Here is a 17,717-nt window from a genome sequence, read left to right on the forward strand (position 1 = left end):
TGCTGAAACGAGGCCGGAGGCGGGAGAGAGGCGGCCGTCCCAGCTCGTGGGACGGCCGCCTCTCTCCCGGTGATCAGCGCAGTCCGGCGAAGAGGTCGTTCTCCGGCAGGGCCGCGCCGGTGGTGTCCCGGACGCGCGAGAAGGTCTCCATGCCCATCAGCTCGCCGAACCTCTCCACGCCCATCTTGAGGAAGAAGATGTTCTCGCCCTGACTGGCGTGCGCGGCCAGCGAGTCGTACTTCTGACCGCTGAACGCGGTGGTGTCCACCCAGGTGCTGATCTCGTCGTCGGGCAGGCCGATCTCGGCCATCGCGGCGACCTCGGCGGGATCCGGCTCGGGCATGTCCTCATTGAACTCGCGCATGACCGCACCGAACCGCTGCATGACCGAGCGGGGCACCGTGGTCCAGTACACCTTGGGCGTCAGCGTGGTCATCTCCAGCGCCGCCATCGTGATGCGGTGGGCCTGGATGTGGTCGGGGTGGCCGTAGAAGCCGTTCTCGTCGTAGGTGACGACCACGTCGGGCTGATACTGCCGCATCAGTTCCGCGAGCCGGGCCGCTCCTTCCTGTACAGGTGTCTGCCAGAAGGATCCGGGGGCGTCGTTGCTCGCCCAGCCCATCATCCCGGAGTCGGCGTAGTCCAGTGTCTCCAGATCGCTGATCTTCAGGACGTCACAGCTCTCCTGGAGTTCCTGCCGGCGCATCAGGACGACGGCCGCCGGATCATGTCCGGGATCGCCCGGCTTGACACCCCCCGGCCCGTCACCGCAACCGCCGTCGGTACAGGTCACGAGCACCGTGCGGATGCCTTCCGCCGCGTACCGCGCGAGGACTCCTCCGGTGGTGGTCGCCTCGTCGTCGGGGTGGGCGTGCACTGCCATCAGCGTCAAGGGCCGGTCAGTCATGAAAAAGTCCTCCTGCGAAATACACCATGGTCCGGGTGCGCGGCGGGTGTGCCACGAGCCCGGGGCCCCGGATCCCGGCGGGGGCGGACGACCTGGTGGTCTCCGTGTGCCCTGGCCGCGCGGCGCCGGTGCCTCGGTCGGTGCAACAGCGTCGACCACACCGCCTGTTCCCGGCACGGCGGCCCGGCCTTCGAGGTGTGGCCGCACAAGGAGGGCGCGGAGCCCATCGGGTCCGCGCCCTCCCGTTCGTCCGGCCCGGGTGTCAGGTCACCGAGCAGGACTGGTCACCGAGCTTGAACGCCGTCGGCTTGGTGTTCGATCCCGACCAGCTGCCCGTGAAGCCGAACCCCACGGACGAACCGGCCGCCACGTTCGCGTTCCAGCTCACGTTCTTCGTTGTGACCGCCGTTCCGGATTGGGTGGGTTCCGCGTTCCATGCCTGGGCGACGGTCTGGCCGTCGGTGAAGGACCACCCCAGTGCCCACCCGGTCCAGGCGGTCGTGCCGGTGTTGGCGAGCTGGACGTCCGCCTGGAAGCCGCCCGACCACTGGTTGGTGATCTTGTACGTGACCGTGCAGGCGCCGGTCGGCGTCGGATCCGTACCGCCGCCGCCCGTGTCGGACGAGTCGCCGTAGATGACACCGCGCCCGTTCGTCGACACGTACACGCGCCCGTAGACGCGCGGGTCGCCCGTGATGGCCGCGCCCGTCCAGCCCCACTGATGGGCGTCGTCGTTGATACGGGTCCAGGTGGCACCCTTGTCCGTGGAGCGGAAGACGCCCCGCACGCCGCCGATCTTCGCGCTCGTGTAGAGCGTCTGGTACGAGGCGCCGGTCGCCGCCTTGCCGAAGCCGATCGTGTCCGCCTGCTCGACGCCCGACAGCTTGGTGAAGGTCGCGCCGTAGTCCGTGGAGTGCCACAGCCCGTACGCGCCGTCGCTCGCCCCGCCCGCCAGCCAGACGTCGCCCTTCGTGCCGGGCAGCGCCTTGAACCGTACGCTGTCGCCGCTCGGCAGTCCGGTCGCCGAGGACGCCGTGAAGGTCGCGCCACCGTCCGAACTGACGTAGAACTTGCCGGACTTGAAGCCGTAGAACGTCTTCGGGTCGGAGCGGTCCGACTCCACGACCGCGCCGGCCGGGATGCCGCTCGACGCCGACCACGACGTACCGAACCCGGTCGCGTAGTGCACGCCCGCGCCCGCCGGACTCCACACGAACCGGCTGCCGTCGGAGGCCGCCGCGACCGTGCCGCCGCCGCTCACCCCCGAAGGGTCGGTGCCCGCGAACCAGTTGGCGCCGTTGTCCGTCGAGAACGCCACGTGCGGACCCGAGTCGAGGTTGCCCGCGCGCACCACGATGCCCGGGTCGGACTCCGCGAAGTCGAGGCTCGTCGTGCTGGTGAAGTTCGGCGAGGTGAACATCATCGACGGGACCTTGGTGAGGTCCGTGTGCCGGAAACCACCGATGTCACCGAGTGCGCTGAGGAGTTGGGCGCCGCCGGACGGGGGAGCGGCCAGGTCGTTGACGGCGGTCTCCTCCAGTCCCTGCACCATCGGCTTGATGGTGAACTGGCCGCCGCTGTCCCACTGGCCCAGGTTCTCCGTGCCGTAGACCGTCGCCCCCGTCCCGTACATCATCCGGGCCGAGTTGAACGGATCGATCTCCAACGCCTCGGTCATCCAGCCGAGTTTGGGCGTCTGCTCGGGCGGCGACGGATTGGCCCCCCAGGTCAGCCACGGCGACGACGAGACGTCCATCGTGTAGCGGTTCGAGCGGTTGGGGTACGACGTGTAGTCCCACGCCTTCGTCCAGGTGCCGCCGCTGTCCGTGGAACGGAAGATCTGCGTGTCCGGCCACCAGGAACTGTAGGCCGTCGCCATCACCGTGCCCGGTTTCTGCCGGTCGACGGTCAGCCCGCTGAAGCCGTAGTACGTGTCGGCCTCCGCGACCGGGCTGATGTCCGTCCAGACGCCGGTCGCCGTCGTGTACCGCCAGAGCCGGCCCTTGCCGCCGTCGTACGGGCCGCCCTTGTCGCTGTACGCCAGGTAGAGGTAGCCGTTCGTCGCGTCCAGTACGCCCTTGTGGGCCAGGTACCCGGTCGGCTGCCCCGCGATCCGTGACCAGGTCGCGCCCGCGTCGGTCGAGCGGTAGACGGCGTTGTCCTTGTCGGCGACCCCGACGTAGAGGGTCTTCGTGGCATCGGTGCCCGTACTGCTCGACTCGTCGAAGGTGACCCAGGCGATGCCCTGGTTGTCGGAGGCGTACCCACTCGTGTCGGTCGCGTCCTGCACGTAGTTGCCGACGTTCGGGAAGTTCGTCACCTGCGACCAGGAGGCCCCGGAGTCGGTGGACCGCCACAGCCCCTTGCCGCTCGGCGCGCCCAGATACAGCACGCTGTTCCTGTGGGGGTCGACAGCGAGCCGCTCACCCATACCGCGTCCGGGCATGTTCCCGCCCAGCTTGAACGGCAGATCGGCCTTCAGCCAGGTCGCGCCCCGGTCGGAGGACCTCAGCACGGCCCCGTTCCCGGGGTCCCAGCTGTTCGTGTACGTGCCGACGGCGGCGTACACCTTGCTCGGTGCCACCGGGTCGGAGGCGAGGCTCACGACACCGGTGTGCCCCCAGCGGTCCCAGCCGACCGAGTCGAGCAGCGGGGTCCAGCTCTTCGACGACTCCTGCCAGCGGTAGGCGCCGCCGATGTCGGTCCTGGCGTACGCGAGGTTCTTCTCGGACCGGTTGAACACGATGCCGGGGACGAAGCCGCCCCCGTCGATGCGCGCGTTCTTCCAGGTGTACGTGTCGGCGGCGATGGACACCGCCGGCGCCGCCTTCTCGACGGGCTGCGCGGCCAGCGCGGGAGGCGTACCGGCAAGCAGTCCGGCAGCGAGCCCGAGCACAGCGGTCAGAACGGCTGTTCTTCGCACGGTGAGGGTCCCTTTCGTGAGGTGAAAGGCGTGACGACCGGACGGCCCCGTGGGGTGAAAGCCGTCCGGCCAGATGCACACGACGTTCTGGGCGCCCCGCGCCCTCTAGGGGCGCGGGGAACTGCGCGACCAGCCACATCCGGCCCGCAGCCGACGTACCGCCCGACCCGCGGAGCGCCCCGCTATTCGAGAAGCTCCGCGTACGAGCCCATGGCGAGGGCGATGTCCGCCTGGGCCCAGAACCGGTGGTACGTGAAGGAAGGCGCGGCCCCGCCGGCCAGATACGCCTCGATCTTCGACCAGGCGGGATCGTCCTCGTAGAACGACCGGATCGAGTCGAACGTCGACGACGAGTTGACGGCGTCACCGTTCGGCATCGTGCCGCTCCACCCGCTCGGCACGTACACCGGGTCGTCGAAGCGGTTGTAGTCGGAGCGGGTCTCCGGGACCGCGACACCCAGCGCGTCCTGGTTGTTCGCCCACATGCCGTCGAGCAGCGCCTTCGCCGTGGTCCTCGCCTCGGTGTCACCGGACCGGTCGGCGTAGTACGTCAGGGTCTTGGCGTACGCGGCCGCCACTCCGACGTCGTTCGTGTAGTCGGCGACGGTGACATGAAGTCCCGTGTTGGCACCGGGACTCGACGCGTTCCAGGTGTCGGGCTTGCCCGACCACTGGAGCGTGTTCGGGATCCGGAAGGAGCCGTCCGGGTTGACCGTGGTGTTGGCCAGCGCCCAGTCGACCCACTTGTCGAGGACGAGTTTGGCGTCCGCGTTCCCCGTCTGCTGGTAGTACTCGGCGACCCGCTCCATCGACCACGCCTGGAAGCCGAACCACTGGTTGGACGGCGGGTCGTGGTAGACGGGCTTCTCGTCGTAGAACATGCCGTAGAAGGTCGGTGTCCCGGAGGGCGGTGTCGCGTAGCGGCCCTGCCAGCTGTTGGTGGCACCGCCCGCGATGGCTCCCTCACTGGACTGCAGCCACCGGTAGAACTCCAGCTGCCGGCCCAGGGACTTGGCCCAGTCCGCCTGACCCGTGGCCGACTTGGGCTTCAGGTCGGCGTAACTGCTGAGCGCGTACGCGGCCAGCGGGTTCTGGTAGCCGCCGTGGGTGTGACTGGAGCCGATGCGCCAGGCCCAGCCGGCCGAGGTGTCGGCCGCGCCGCCCCACGCGTAGTACCAGTTGAGCAGGTAGTGCGAGGAGTCCTTGCCGGTGCCCGCCGGGCAGGTCGACGGGCCCACGCAGTTGCCGATCTTCTTGAAGTACTTGTCGTACATCGAGTAGCGGAGATAGTCACCCATCTTCGCCGCCTTGCCGACGGTCGTCGACACGTCCGCGCCCTTGCCCTGCGCCTCGGCCCAGATGTCCGCCCAGTACGCGGCCTGCACGGCACGCGCGTCGGCGTCGGGGGCGTTGGTGAACTTCCACTGCTTCGCGTACGAGGCGTCCTTCGTGAACAGGTCCAGGTACCCGTTCGTGCCGCCGTACTTGAAGGCGTCACAGGTCGGCTGCGGCACCGTCTCCCACACCGACTCCTGCGCACCGCGCTGGAAGGTGTTGATATAGGAGGGGCCGGTGTCGGTCGGGCCCGCCTCGCACTTGCCCGGCGAGTTGCCGTACCCGTAGACGTTGTCCACGTCCTGCAGCCAGTGCATGCCGTACACGTCGTCCGTGCCGTACGCGCTCTTCAGCTCGGCGGCGATCGGGTCCGGGCCCACGGAGACACCCGAGTCGAGCTGCGCCGGATACTCGTTCGGCGTGTCCAGCTCGGGCGCGTACGTCGCCGGCTTCGAGGCGTTGTAGAACGAGTTGGTCGGCTGGTCGGCGTGCGTGGGGATCATGAACTTCTCCATGATGTCCCAGGCACCGTTGAACTTCGTCCAGTCGCCCGTGACCTTGCCGTACATGGCCTGCAGCCACAGCAGATAGCTGTACGCCTCGGAGGTCGTCTCATGCCCGTGGTCGGGCGCCTCGACGATCAGTGTCTCCACCGAGTGGTACGGGATGCCCTCCGGCGAGAAGTAGCCGTTCGCCGGGTTGGTGATCTTCCCGTAGAGATCCAGGAAGCGGGCGTCGTACTCCTTCGACGCGGCGAGCTGGGTCACGGTCACCGAGGACTTCGCGTGCCCGGTGGCCGTCGAGTCGAAGACGGCCGAACCGGTGCCCGTGGCGTTGGCCGTGAGAGTCACCTTCTGCGCGGTGGCCCAGTTCGACGGAGTGAAGGTCAGCGACGCCCCGCCGGTGACGGACAGCCCCGTGTTGCCGCTCGCGCGAGCGGTCGCCACGGTCACGTTCGCCGACGGCTGGGTCGAGAGCTTCACGTCGTACGTGCCCGTCTTGCCCTGCTGGACGCCGAGTTGGGTCGGCGAGACCACCACCGCGGGGCCCGAGGCGACCGTGATGCCGACCGGAGTGGACTCCGCCGAAGCGCCCAGGCTGTCGTACGCCTTCGCCAGCAACGAATGACTGCCCGCGGTCAAGCCGGTGGCCGAGAGCGAGTACGGCGAGCTGGTGTCGGTGCCCAGCAGGGTCGTGTCGTCGTAGAACTCGACCTTGCTGATCGTCGCACCGTCCGCCGCCGCGGCGGTCGCGGCGAGCGGGACCGCCGTCCCCTGGGAGTACACGGCACCCGCCGCGGGGCTGGTCAGCACGGTGATCGGCGGCTGATGGGCGCCGGCGCAGGTCGTGCCGTTGATGGCGAAGGAGGTGGGCGCGGCGTTGGTGCCGCTGTACGTGAACTGGGCGCCGGTCGTGACGGCCGCCCCGGCCGCGATGGTCCCGTTCCAGGACGCGTTCGTCGCGGTGACCGTCTTCCCGGACTGCGACCAGGTGCCGCTCCAGCCGCTGCTGAGCTGCTGGTTGCCCGTGTGGCCGTACGTCAGGGTCCAGCCGCTGATCGCCTCCGTGCCGCGGTTGGTGAGGGTGAGCTCGGCGGTGAAGCCGGAGCCCCAGTCGTTGGTCCTGTAGTCGACGCTGCACTGAACAGCCGCCGCCTGTGCAGGAGTTGTACCGGTGGTGAGCATGGTCAGCGGGAGGGCGAGGGCCGCCACCACGGCTGTCCACATCCGCCGCGCACGGCGTCTGCGTCTGGGTGCCATGTTCTGGTTCCTCTCCTTGCGGCTCGGAGACGGGGGGAGGAGCAACAAGCCTTGAACCAGTGGGAGCGCTCCCATATTGCGGAGAGGGGTGCAGGGGGTCAAGGTGCTTGAAGAGTCGAAATGATTCGATAGATCAAGAGTGCAACTCCTCTGTCGTTTACCAACACTTGGCGCTACCTTCGTCCGCACCAGTGGGAGCGGTTCCATCAGTCGACGCGTCGATGACGGCGCGACCGAACTGCAAGGAGTCGCTCATGCGACACCCCCGCGTTCACTCTTCTCAGTGGTCGGCTTTCGGTGGTCGGCGCCAACGCACTCCTTCATCGGCCGCGTCGTGACGTGCTTCGACGTGCTTCGACGTGAGCACTTTCCGGCCCGGTCCGGACCCGGCACACCCGGGACCGCGTCCTCGGGCGGGCCTGCTCTCCCCTCACGACGGCACTTCCACGTCGTTCGGCATCGGGTCGCGTGAGCTTGTGCGCGCCCTCGACGAATAGGACACCCCGCACATGAGCCGTACCAGAACTGCACTTCTCGCGGCGCTGGCGCTGGTCGCCGGGACCGCGGGCGCCGCTGTCGCGGCGATACCCCCGGACGTCGGCGCGGCCGCCGTCCCCTGCACCGTGGAGTACAAGGTGCAGAACCAGTGGGACACCGGCTTCACCACGGCGGTGACGGTCACCAACAACAGCACGGCCAAGTCCAGTTGGGCCGTGAAGTGGTCGTACGCCGGCAACCAGAAGGTCACCAGCGGCTGGAACGCCAAGCTCAGTCAGAGCGGCACCGCGGTCACGGCCGCCAACGAGAGCTACAACGGCACCATGAGTACCGGGAGTTCGGTCAGCTTCGGCTTCAACGGCACCTACAGCGGCACCAACGCGCTGCCCACCTCCTTCACCCTCGACGGTGTGGCCTGCAACGTCGACGACGGCGGCACGGACCCCACCGACCCGACCGATCCGGGAACAAGCGCCAGGGTGGACAACCCGTACGCGGGTGCCAAGGTGTACGTGAACCCGGAGTGGAAGGCGAAGGCCGCCGCCGAGACCGGTGGCAGCCGTATCGCCAACCAGCCGACCGGTGTGTGGCTCGACCGGATCGCCGCGATCAACGGCGTGAACGGCGGCATGGGCCTGCGCGCCCACCTGGACGCGGCGCTGGCACAGAAGGGCTCGGACGAACTGGTCGTCCAGCTGGTCGTCTACAACCTGCCCGGCCGTGACTGCGCCGCCCTGGCGTCCAACGGCGAGCTGGGACCGACGGAGATCGACAAGTACAAGACCCAGTACATCGACCCCATCGCGGCGATCCTCGCCGACACGAAGTACGCGGGTCTGCGCATCGTCACCACCGTCGAGATCGACTCGCTGCCGAACCTCGTCACCAACGTCTCGCCGCGGGCCACCGCCACGGCCAACTGCGACACGATGAAGGCGAACGGCAACTACGTCAAGGGCGTCGGCTACGCGCTGAACAAGCTCGGTGACGTGCCCAACGTCTACAACTACGTGGACGCCGGACACCATGGCTGGCTCGGCTGGGACGACAACTTCGCGCCCTCCGCCGCGCTCTTCAAGGAGGCCGCCTCCGCCGAGGGCGCGACCGTCGCCGACGTGCACGGCTTCATCGTGAACACGGCCAACTACAGCGCCACGAAGGAGGCCTTCTTCACGATCAACGACTCGGTGAACGGGGCATCGGTTCGTACGTCGAAGTGGATCGACTGGAACCGGTACGTCGACGAGCAGTCGTACGCGCAGGCCATGCGCACCCAGCTGGTCTCGATCGGCTTCCCCTCCGGGCTCGGCATGCTGATCGACACCTCCCGCAACGGCTGGGGCGGCACGGCACGGCCCACCGCCGCCGGGCCGACGACCACCGTGGACACGTACGTCGACGGTGGCCGCTACGACCGGCGCATCCACCTCGGCAACTGGTGCAACCAGTCGGGCGCGGGCCTCGGTGAGCGGCCGCAGGCGGCGCCGGCGGCCGGGATCGACGCGTACGTGTGGATGAAGCCGCCGGGTGAGTCGGACGGGTCCAGCACCGCCATCCCGAACGACGAGGGCAAGGGCTTCGACCGCATGTGCGACCCGACGTACACCGGCAATCCGCGGAACAACAACAACATGTCGGGGGCGCTGCCGAACGCGCCGCTGTCGGGGCACTGGTTCTCGGCGCAGTTCCAGGAGCTCATGAAGAACGCGTATCCCGCCCTGTGACCTGCGCTTCATAGCGTGGTCACCTGAAGATCAAAAGATTGCGCCGTTCCCCGCGCCCCTGAGGAAGGGGGTGCGGGGGACTGTTGCTGTTTCGGCAAGGCGAGTGGCTGTTTTCGGGAGGGGTGGAGCACGCTGGGGGTACCCGAACGAAAGGCTCGCAGCCATGGCGCACGGTCACGAACAGCAAGACGGCAACGATCACAGTCACGGTCACCATCACAGCCATTCCCACTCCCACACCCACACCCACATCGACTTCGCCGAGATGCTTCCGATGCTGGAGCAGGAGGCCGAGCTGTTCAGTCCGCTGTACACACAGGCGGCGAGCTGGTTGCGGGAGATGCGGCCGGATCCCGAGCTGATCGTGGACGCGGGCAGCGGTCCCGGTGTCATCTCCTGTCTGCTCGCCGACACGTTCCCCGCAGCCCGGGTCATCGCCGTGGACGGCGCGGAACCCCTCCTGGAACGCGCCCGCGAACGCGCCGCCCAGCGGGGGATCGCCGACCGCTTCGGCACCCTCCAGGCCGAACTCGGCGACGGGCTCGGTGACCTGGAGTACCCGGCCGACCTCCTCTGGGCCAGCCGCTCCCTGCACCACGTCGGCGACCAGCGCGGCGCCCTCGCCGGCTTCGTCGACCGGCTCGCGCCGGGCGGAACCCTCGCGCTGCTGGAGGGCGGTCTGGCCCCGCGCTACCTCCCGCGCGACTTCGGCATCGGCCGTCCCGGACTGCAGGCCCGGACGGACGCGGTCGAGCAGGAGTGGTTCGCCCGGATGCGGGCGGAGCTGCCCGGTGCCGTCGTCGAGGACGTCGAGGACTGGCCGGCCCTGCTCTCCGCGGTGGGCCTGCGCCACACCGGAACCCGCACCTTCCTGCTCGACATCCCGGCCCCCGTCTCCGACGAGGCGCGCGCGTTCGTCGCCACCTCCCTCGGCCACCGCCGCGACGGCCTCGCCGAAGGCCTCGACGCAGACGACCGCGCCACCCTCGACCGGCTCCTCGACCCGCAGGACAAGGCGAGCGTGTACCACCGCCCGGACGTCTTCGTACTCACGGCACTGACGGTGTACGTCGGGGTGAAGCCGTAACCCCGTCCCCCAACCGGGCTTCCTGTGGACCGTGTTGACATCGAGTGTGCTCCAAGTGATGGACTCCCGGCACTTCGTCGGACACGGCGTGGTCGGACACGTTCTGGGGGATCACATGACCGACTCATCGGTTGCGCTCATCACGGGCGGCGGCAGCGGTATCGGGGCGGCGGTGGCCCGGCAACTGCTCGACGCCGGACACCGGGTGACCGTGACGGGGCGCGGGGAGGAACGGCTGCGCGGGTTCGCGGAGCAACTCGGCAGACCCGAGGGGCTGCTGACGATCCGGGGGGACGCGGCCGACTACGACCACGTGCGGGCCGCGGTCGAGGCGACGGTGCAGAGGTTCGGGCGCCTCGACACCGTCGTCGCCAACGCCGGATACGCCACGCACGACACCGTCGCGGAGGGCGATCCGGCCGGCTGGCGGGACATGGTGCTGACCAATGTGCTCGGACCCGCGCTGCTCATCAGGGCCTCGATCGACCAGCTGAAGGAGACCCGCGGCCGGATCGTGCTCATCGGCAGTGTGGCGGGGCACATCCACACCCCCGGCAACATCTACGGGGCGACGAAGTGGGCCGTGACCGGCCTCGCCGAGAACACCCGCCGGCAGGTCACCGAGTACGGCGTGGGGGTGACGCTGATCTCCCCGGGGCGGGTGGAGACCCCCTTCTGGGACAGCTACGGCAGCCTGCCGCCCGGCCATCTGCTCACCTCGGACCAGCTCGCGGAGTCGGTCGTCTGGGCGATCCGGCAGCCGGCCGGGGTCGACGTCAACACCGTGGTCGTACGGCCGATCGGGCAGCCTGTCTGAGCCGGGCGGAGACCGAGGAAGCCGCCGCCCGGCCGGGCGGCGGCTTCCTCGTGCGCCTGCTCGCTCAGTCGTTGACCGTCGCGGGGTCGGAACCCAGGCGGCGGCCCTCGTCGAGGGCGGTGATCGCGGCGATGTCCTCGGCGTCGAGGGTGAAGCCGAAGACGTCGATGTTCTCCTTGATCCGGGACGGGGTCACGGACTTGGGGATGACCACGTTGCCCAGCTGGAGGTGCCAGCGCAGGACGACCTGGGCGGGCGTACGGTCGTGCTTGCGGGCGATGGCCACGATGGCGGGGACCTCCAGGAGGCCCTTGCCCTGGCCGAGCGGGGACCAGGCCTCGGTGGCGATGCCGTGCTCCGCGTGGAACTCACGGGCCGCGGACTGCTGAAGGTGCGGGTGCAGCTCGATCTGGTTGACGACCGGGACGACGGACGTCGCGTCGAGCAGCTTCTCCAGGTACTCCGGGTGGAAGTTGGAGACACCGATGGACTTGGCGCGGCCGTCCGCCTGCAGCTTCTCGAAGGCCTTGTACGTGTCGATGTACCTGCCCCGGTCCGGCATCGGCCAGTGGATGAGGTAAAGGTCGACGTAGTCGAGGCCGAGCTTCTCCAGGGACTCGTCGAAGGCACGCAGCGTGGAGTCGTAGCCCTGTTCGGCGTTCCAGAGCTTGGTGGTGACGAAGAGGTCCTCGCGGGCGATGCCGGAGGAGGCGAGGCCCTTGCCGGTGCCCACTTCGTTGCCGTAGATCGCGGCGGTGTCGATGCTGCGGTACCCGGCCTCCAGCGCGGTGGAGACGGCTCGCTCAGCCTCGTCGTCCGGCACCTGCCAGACACCGAAGCCCAGCTGGGGCATCTCGACGCCGTTGTTCAGGGTGATCGGGGGGACCTTGCTCACGAGCTTTCGATCCTTACGTCGTCGGGTGGTACTCCATCGTGAACGATCACGGGCTGTCATGCATTCCTGTCCCGCGCGTTCGCCGGTCGAAAGGGAGACCGTGAGGGAGATTGGCCGGAAAGTACCCGCTCCGCCAGGTCCGAACCATTGATCGCGTTCAGCCCCGCCGTGCCGTGGGGGCGCCGGCTCGTACGGCACTCGTCACGATGCCGCCGTGCCCAGGTACGCCTCACGCACCCGTCGGTCGGCATGGACCTCGGCGGGGGTGCCCTCGGCGAGGATCCGGCCCAGGTCGAGTACGACGATCCGGGTGGACACTTCCATGACGAAGGCGACGTCGTGCTCGACGAGGAGAACCGCGCAGCCCTCCTGTTCGGACAACCGGCTTACGGCGGCGGCCAGTTGGCGGCTCTCCTCGGTCGTCGTCCCGGCGGCGGGTTCGTCGAGGAGCAGTACCCGGGGCGGGTCCGCGGCGGCGCGGGCCAGTTCGACCATGCGGGCGCGGCCCACGGGGAGGGCGGCGGCGAAGGTGTCGCCGAGGCCGTCGAGTCCGCAGGCACGCAGGACCTCGGCGGCCCGGGCCCGGCGTTCCCTCTCGTACGTACGCCGGGTGGGCGCCCCCAGCAGGTCGGCCGTGAGTCCGCCCCCGCCGCCGCGCCACTCCTGGGCCACCACGAGGTTGTCGGTCACCGTGAGCTGCCCGAACAGTTGCTGGCGCTGGAACGTGCGGCGCATTCCGTGACGGGCGCGCCAGACGGGGGAGCGGCGGGTGACGTCCGCCCCGTCGAGGTGGACACGCCCCGCGTCGGGGCGGCGGATGCCGGACAGCACGTCGAAGAGGGTGGTCTTTCCGGCGCCGTTGGGGCCGATGAGTCCGCAGATCTCGCCGGGGCGCAGGGACAGGCTCACGTCGTCGAGTGCTCGTACGCCGCCGAAGCGGACGCCGACGCGGTCGGCGCGCAGAATGGGGCTCGTGTTCGTCATGGGCGGGCCGCCCCGACGCGCGTGGCCGCCAGTCCCAGATACGCCTCCGTCAGCCGGTCCGCCTCCACGGCCGCGCGCGGGCCGCACCATGACACGCGCCCCTGCGCCAGGTACGCGACCGTGTCCGCGACCTTCAGCACCTCGGTGGCCTTCTCCTCCACGAGGAGCAGGGCCGTTCCGTGGTCGCGGAGTTCGGTGAGGAGGCGGAAGACCTCCTCGACGACACGGGGTGCGAGGCCGAGGGAGGGCTCGTCGGCGATCAGGACCTTCGGGGGGCGCTGGAGGAGTGGGGCGAGGGCGAGCATCTGCTGTTCCCCTCCGGAGAGGGCGCCGGCGGGGACGCCGCGCCGCCCGGCGAGACCGGGGAAGCGCTCGTACACGGCTTCGCGTGCGTCCCGTCCGTCCCGGCCGCCTTGTCCGTCCCGGCCGCGCAGATACAGGGCGAGGTTCTCCTCGATGGTGAGGGCCGGGAAGATGCCCCGTCCCTCCGGCGCCAGGACGACTCCGGCCCGCGACCGGCGTACGGCACCGTCCCGCGTGGCGTCACGTCCTGCCACGTACACCTGGCCGGCGAGCGGGTTCACGAGGCCCGCGGCTACGCGGCACGTCGTCGATTTCCCGGCCCCGTTCGGGCCGAGCAACGCGAGGATCTCGCCGGGCCGCACGGCGAGATCCACCCCGTGCAGCACGGGCGCGCCGTCGTAACCGGCACGGATGCCACGCAGGCACAGGGCGGCCACGAACGCGTCACCGCCAAAACCAGCCGACCCACCCGCCTGCCCGGCGACGGCCGCGCCGGTCGGGACTCTGGCGGGCATCACGCCGGCCGGGGCCGCGCCGGCCGGGACCGCCGGGGTCGGCACCGAGTCGGCCGGGACCGTGCCGGTCGAGCCCGCGTCAGCTGGGACCGAACCGCTCGGGACCGCAGAGGTCGGCATCGAGTTGGCCGAGGCCGTGCTGGTCGAGCCCGCGTGCGCTGGGACCGTACCGCCCGGGACCACGCGGGCCGGAGCCGCGTCACTCGGGGCCGCATGGGTCGGGACCGCACGGGTCGGGACCGCACGGGTCGGGACTGTGCTGATCGAGTCCGCAGTGGTCGAGTCCGTGCCGCTTGGGACCGCGGTGCCCGGGGCCGCGCCGGTCGAGCCCGCGTCAGCCGGGACTGTGCTGCCCGGGACCGCGCTGCCCGGCACCAGGCCGGTCGAGCCCGCGTCAGCCGGGACCGGGCGGGCTGGAGCCGTGTCGCCCGGGGCCGCAGGGGTCGGGACCGCGCTCGTCGGCTCCACGGCGGTCGCGTCCGTGCCGGTGTAGCCCACGGTGGTCGAGCCCGCGTGCGCTGGGACCGTACCGCCCGGGACCACGGTGGTCGCCACCCTGCCGGTCGAGCCCGCGGTGGTCGCCGCCGTGCCAGCCCTCGTCGTGCCGGCCGCCACCGTGTCGGCCGCCGCCCTGTCGCCCGGTGCCGTGTCGGCCGGTAGCGTGCCGGTCGGTTCGGGTGCCGGACCTGGGTCCGGGGTGTCCGTCTCCGGTCGCGTCAGGCGGCGTCGGTGCAGACGTGACGGCACCGCCGCGCAGTAGCCGTCCGGGTCGTTCGCCAGGGCCAGGCCTGCCAGGCCGAAGAGGATCACCGGGAGGTGGACCGACTCGGTGACGTGTTCCGAGACGAGATGCGGTACGACGGCGTAGACCAGGCCGGCGACCACCGCGAACTGGGGGCGCCGCAGGCCCGCCGCCACGACCACCGCGAGCCAGATCAGTCCCGTCATGGCGGTGAAGTCGGTAGCGTTGACACGGGTGTTGTAGGAGGCGTACATGACGCCGCCGAAGCCCGCGAGCCCGGCGGACAGCGTGAACAGCACCAGCTTGGTGCGGACGACCGACACCCCGGACGCCATCGCCGCCGCGGGCGCCGAGCGCACCGCGAGCATCGCCCGGCCGGACGGCGAGTTCCGCAGCGCGCCCAGCGCGGCGACGGCCGTGGCGACCAGCACGGTCAGCGCCACCCCGAGTGCCCGGTCGTCGCCCAGGTCCACCGGACCGAGGACCGGCCGGGGAACCGCCCACCCCGTGTCGCCGTTGCGCAGCCAGCCGAGCTGGAACAGGACCTGATCGGCGAGGAAGGCCAGCGCGAGGGTCGCGAGGGCGAGCGAGCGGCCCCCGAGCCGAAGCGCCGGCAGGGCGACCAGCGCGCCGAGCGCCGCCGCCGCGCACGTTCCGACGGCCGCCGCCGCCACGAACGGCCAGCCATGGCTCAGCAGCAGCCCCGCCACCAGCGCCGCCCCCGTCACGAAGGTGGCCTGTGCCAGCGACACCATCGCGCCGAGCCCCGTCACCACCGTGAAGGACACGAACACCAGGGAAAGGGCCAGCCCTTGGGTGAGGAGGCCGCTCCAGAAGGGGGTCGTGACCGTGTAGAAGGAGGTCGCGAGGAGGACGGCGGCCAGCGTCCACGGACCCCACCGCCGCAGCCTGGACCGCCCCGTCAGATAGTCGACCGGCGGCGGGTCCACCGCCGCGGTCCCCGCCGTGCGCCCGCGCCGCGTCAACAGCAGCAGCCCGGCGAAGAGGATCAGGAAGGGCACGGCGGTACGGAACCCGGTGATCCGCTCGGCGAAGTCCGCGTACCCGGCGACGAGGTTCTGCAGCACCCCGAGCCCGAGCCCGCCCACGAACGCCAGCGGTACCGAGACGAACCGGCCGAGCACCGCCGCCGTCGCCGAGACGAAGAGGAAGAGTGTGAAGTCGTGCGAGGAAAGACCGAGGAGCGGTGTGGCCAGCACGCCTGCCAGGCCCGCGAGCCCCGACGACAGCATCCACGCGATCGACGACAGCCGGTCCGCGCTCAGGCCCCGCAGCTCCACCAGCGAACGGTTGTCGACGGCCGCCCTGAGCTGCAGCCCCAGCGGGGTGTGCCGCATCAGGACCCACAGGCCGAGGGCGACCAGGGCCGTCGTGGCCCAGATGATCAGCTGGTCGGAGTCGACGCCGACGCCGTCGACCGGCTGCCAGGACCTCGCGGGGCTGGGCCCGACCCCCGGCAGCCCGAACTGGTTCTCGGCGGGTTTCACGGACGTGCCCGCGTCCGCCAGCAGCTCGACGACCCACAGCCCCAGCGCGGGCAGCGCCACCAACAGGCCGATGGTGGCGACGATCTGTGCCGTCTCACCGACCCGCGCCAGCTTGCGGAACATCAGCCGGTCCAGGCCCCAGCCCAGCGCGGGCGCCAGTACGCACACCAGCAGCACCGCCGTCGGGACGGCCGGGAGGCCGAGACCCGAGTGCAGTTCGTAGAAGGCGAGGGCGCAGAGGTAGGCGGTCGCGCCGTGCGCGAAGTTGAACAGGCCCGACGCCGAGTAGGAGAGCACGAGACCGGTCGCGAGCAGCGCGTACAGCGCGCCCGACACCAGTCCGCTCAGTACGAATCCGAGAAGGTCGGCCATGCCCCGTCACCCCGCCCCTGCTCGAAGGGGATCCCCTACGTGAAGGGGATCGGCGGATAGCACTCGAAGGGCGCCGACACCACGTACTCGCCGCCCTTCAGCTGGACGAGCGCCCCGCACCCGAACGACTCCTTCTGGCCCTTCCGTTCGGCCCGGTCGCCGACCAGCGTGCCGGTGTCCGCGAACCCGTCCGCCGCCTTCTGGAAGGACGACACGGTCAGGTCCTCGCCGGCCTTCTCGGCGATGGCGAGGAAGAGATCGGCCGACATGTAGCCGGTCATCATGTGCATGTTGAGCGGCACATCCTTGCCCGCGGCCTTCCTGATGTCCTCCCCGAACCGCGTCATCGCCGCACTCCGCTGCTCGAACGGCTGGAACGACGTCAGGACATGCACCCCGTCGAGCGCCTTGCGCGTCGCGCTCTTGGCCAGCAGCCCCGGGTCGTAGTCGGTCGGATCGGTGAGCACACCGCGGTACCCCGTCCGCTTGACCGCCGTGAACAGTCCGATGTTGTACGGGGTCTGCATCACGGAGACGATCGCGTCCGGCGCCTTGCCGCCGTCGCTGCGCAGGATCTCCTTCGTGTACGCCGACCAGTCGCTCGGGACGGCGGCGGCCGGCACGGACGGCTTGGCGAAGGTCACCTCGAATCCCGCCGATTCGAAGCTCTGCCGGTAGGTGCGGATGCCGAACTTCCCGGCGTCGCTGTCATTGGCGAGGATCGCCACGCTGCGGCCCTCGGCGCCGCCCATCACCTGTTCGAGGCCCTCGGGCCAGGTCTGCGAGATGGTGCCGCCGGGTGTCGGCACCATGCAGCCGCCGAAACCGTAGATGTACGACGGTCCGCAGAACGACGGCAGCGTGCCCCAGCCGAAGGTGGGGACCCGCTGCTTCTGCAGGAAGTCCGCGCCGGAGAAGGTCGTCGAACTCATCGGGGCGATCGCGAACACCTTGTCCTGCTGCACGAGTTTGCGCGCCGCGGCGAGGTTCCTGGACGGGTCCTGGCCGTCGTCCTCGGCGCCGAGGTAGTCGATCTTCCGTCCGTGCAGGCCGCCTTCGGCGTTGGCGCGGTCGAAACGGGCCTTCGCGCCGAGGTCGGTGTCCTTTTTCGAGTAGCCGCTCGCGGTCGTCATCGAGACGATGCCGCCGACTTTGATGCGGGTGTCGGTGACACCGCGTACGGAGTCCCCGGCCTTCGAAGTCCCCCCGGAGGACGCCGAGTTGCAGGCGGCGGTCAGCAGCAGGGCGGTTGCGGCCACCGCTGCGGCGAATGTGCGGGTCGGTCGTGACACGGTCGGCCCCCTCCGTCGGGTGGCTCCGGTGACTCGGGTGCCCGAAATGATCCGG

Annotated in this window: 10 protein-coding genes; 3 read left to right on the plus strand and 7 right to left on the minus strand. The window is 70.2% G+C overall.

Annotated features, from left to right (window positions below; all coding sequences use genetic code 11):
- Nucleotides 1-73 precede the first annotated feature (73 nt).
- The 3 genes from ACH4DZ_RS20630 to ACH4DZ_RS20640 form a co-directional block, all read right to left on the minus strand.
- Nucleotides 74-907, minus strand: coding sequence for a PIG-L family deacetylase (locus ACH4DZ_RS20630; RefSeq protein WP_398288633.1), 834 nt, complete (start codon nt 905-907; stop codon nt 74-76).
- Nucleotides 908-1,169: 262 nt separating this feature from the next.
- Nucleotides 1,170-3,830 carry a cellulose binding domain-containing protein gene (locus tag ACH4DZ_RS20635; protein ID WP_398288634.1) on the minus strand — a complete coding sequence of 887 codons (2,661 nt, stop codon included), beginning with the start codon at nt 3,828-3,830 and terminating at the stop codon, nt 1,170-1,172.
- A 182-nt stretch (nt 3,831-4,012) separates the two neighbouring features.
- Nucleotides 4,013-6,925 carry a glycoside hydrolase family 48 protein gene (locus ACH4DZ_RS20640; RefSeq protein ID WP_398288635.1) on the minus strand — a complete coding sequence of 971 codons (2,913 nt, stop codon included), beginning with the start codon at nt 6,923-6,925 and terminating at the stop codon, nt 4,013-4,015.
- 509 nt (nt 6,926-7,434) lie between these two features.
- On the opposite strand from ACH4DZ_RS20640, the gene ACH4DZ_RS20645 reads away from it, so the two are divergent.
- The 3 genes from ACH4DZ_RS20645 (at nt 7,435) to ACH4DZ_RS20655 (ending at nt 11,051) form a co-directional block, all read left to right on the plus strand.
- Nucleotides 7,435-9,147 carry a glycoside hydrolase family 6 protein gene (locus tag ACH4DZ_RS20645; protein ID WP_398288636.1) on the plus strand — a complete coding sequence of 571 codons (1,713 nt, stop codon included), beginning with the start codon at nt 7,435-7,437 and terminating at the stop codon, nt 9,145-9,147.
- Between the two features lie 163 nt (nt 9,148-9,310).
- Complete coding sequence (locus ACH4DZ_RS20650) at nt 9,311-10,234, plus strand: class I SAM-dependent methyltransferase (RefSeq protein WP_398288637.1); 924 nt, start codon at nt 9,311-9,313, stop codon at nt 10,232-10,234.
- Nucleotides 10,235-10,349: 115 nt separating this feature from the next.
- Nucleotides 10,350-11,051 carry an SDR family oxidoreductase gene (locus tag ACH4DZ_RS20655; protein ID WP_398288639.1) on the plus strand — a complete coding sequence of 234 codons (702 nt, stop codon included), beginning with the start codon at nt 10,350-10,352 and terminating at the stop codon, nt 11,049-11,051.
- 64 nt (nt 11,052-11,115) lie between these two features.
- Here ACH4DZ_RS20655 and ACH4DZ_RS20660 read toward each other — a convergent pair whose 3' ends face one another.
- From ACH4DZ_RS20660 to ACH4DZ_RS20675, 4 genes are all read right to left on the minus strand, one after another.
- Nucleotides 11,116-11,904, minus strand: a complete 789-nt coding sequence (locus tag ACH4DZ_RS20660; RefSeq protein WP_398288760.1) for an aldo/keto reductase — start codon at nt 11,902-11,904, stop codon at nt 11,116-11,118.
- A gap of 243 nt (nt 11,905-12,147) precedes the next feature.
- The gene (locus tag ACH4DZ_RS20665; RefSeq protein WP_398288640.1) at nt 12,148-12,930 is read right to left on the minus strand and encodes an ABC transporter ATP-binding protein; all 783 of its coding nucleotides are present in this window, start codon (nt 12,928-12,930) and stop codon (nt 12,148-12,150) included.
- The gene (locus tag ACH4DZ_RS20670) at nt 12,927-16,370 is read right to left on the minus strand and encodes an ATP-binding cassette domain-containing protein (RefSeq protein ID WP_398288641.1); all 3,444 of its coding nucleotides are present in this window, start codon (nt 16,368-16,370) and stop codon (nt 12,927-12,929) included. The genes ACH4DZ_RS20665 and ACH4DZ_RS20670 overlap by 4 nt, the downstream gene beginning before the upstream one ends.
- Nucleotides 16,371-16,405: 35 nt before the next feature.
- Entirely contained in the window at nt 16,406-17,662 is a 1,257-nt protein-coding gene (locus ACH4DZ_RS20675; protein ID WP_398288642.1) for an ABC transporter substrate-binding protein, read from the minus strand.
- Nucleotides 17,663-17,717: the final 55 nt, after the last annotated feature.

Source organism: Streptomyces sp. NPDC017991 (assembly GCF_044328075.1).
Lineage (GTDB): Bacteria > Actinomycetota > Actinomycetes > Streptomycetales > Streptomycetaceae > Streptomyces.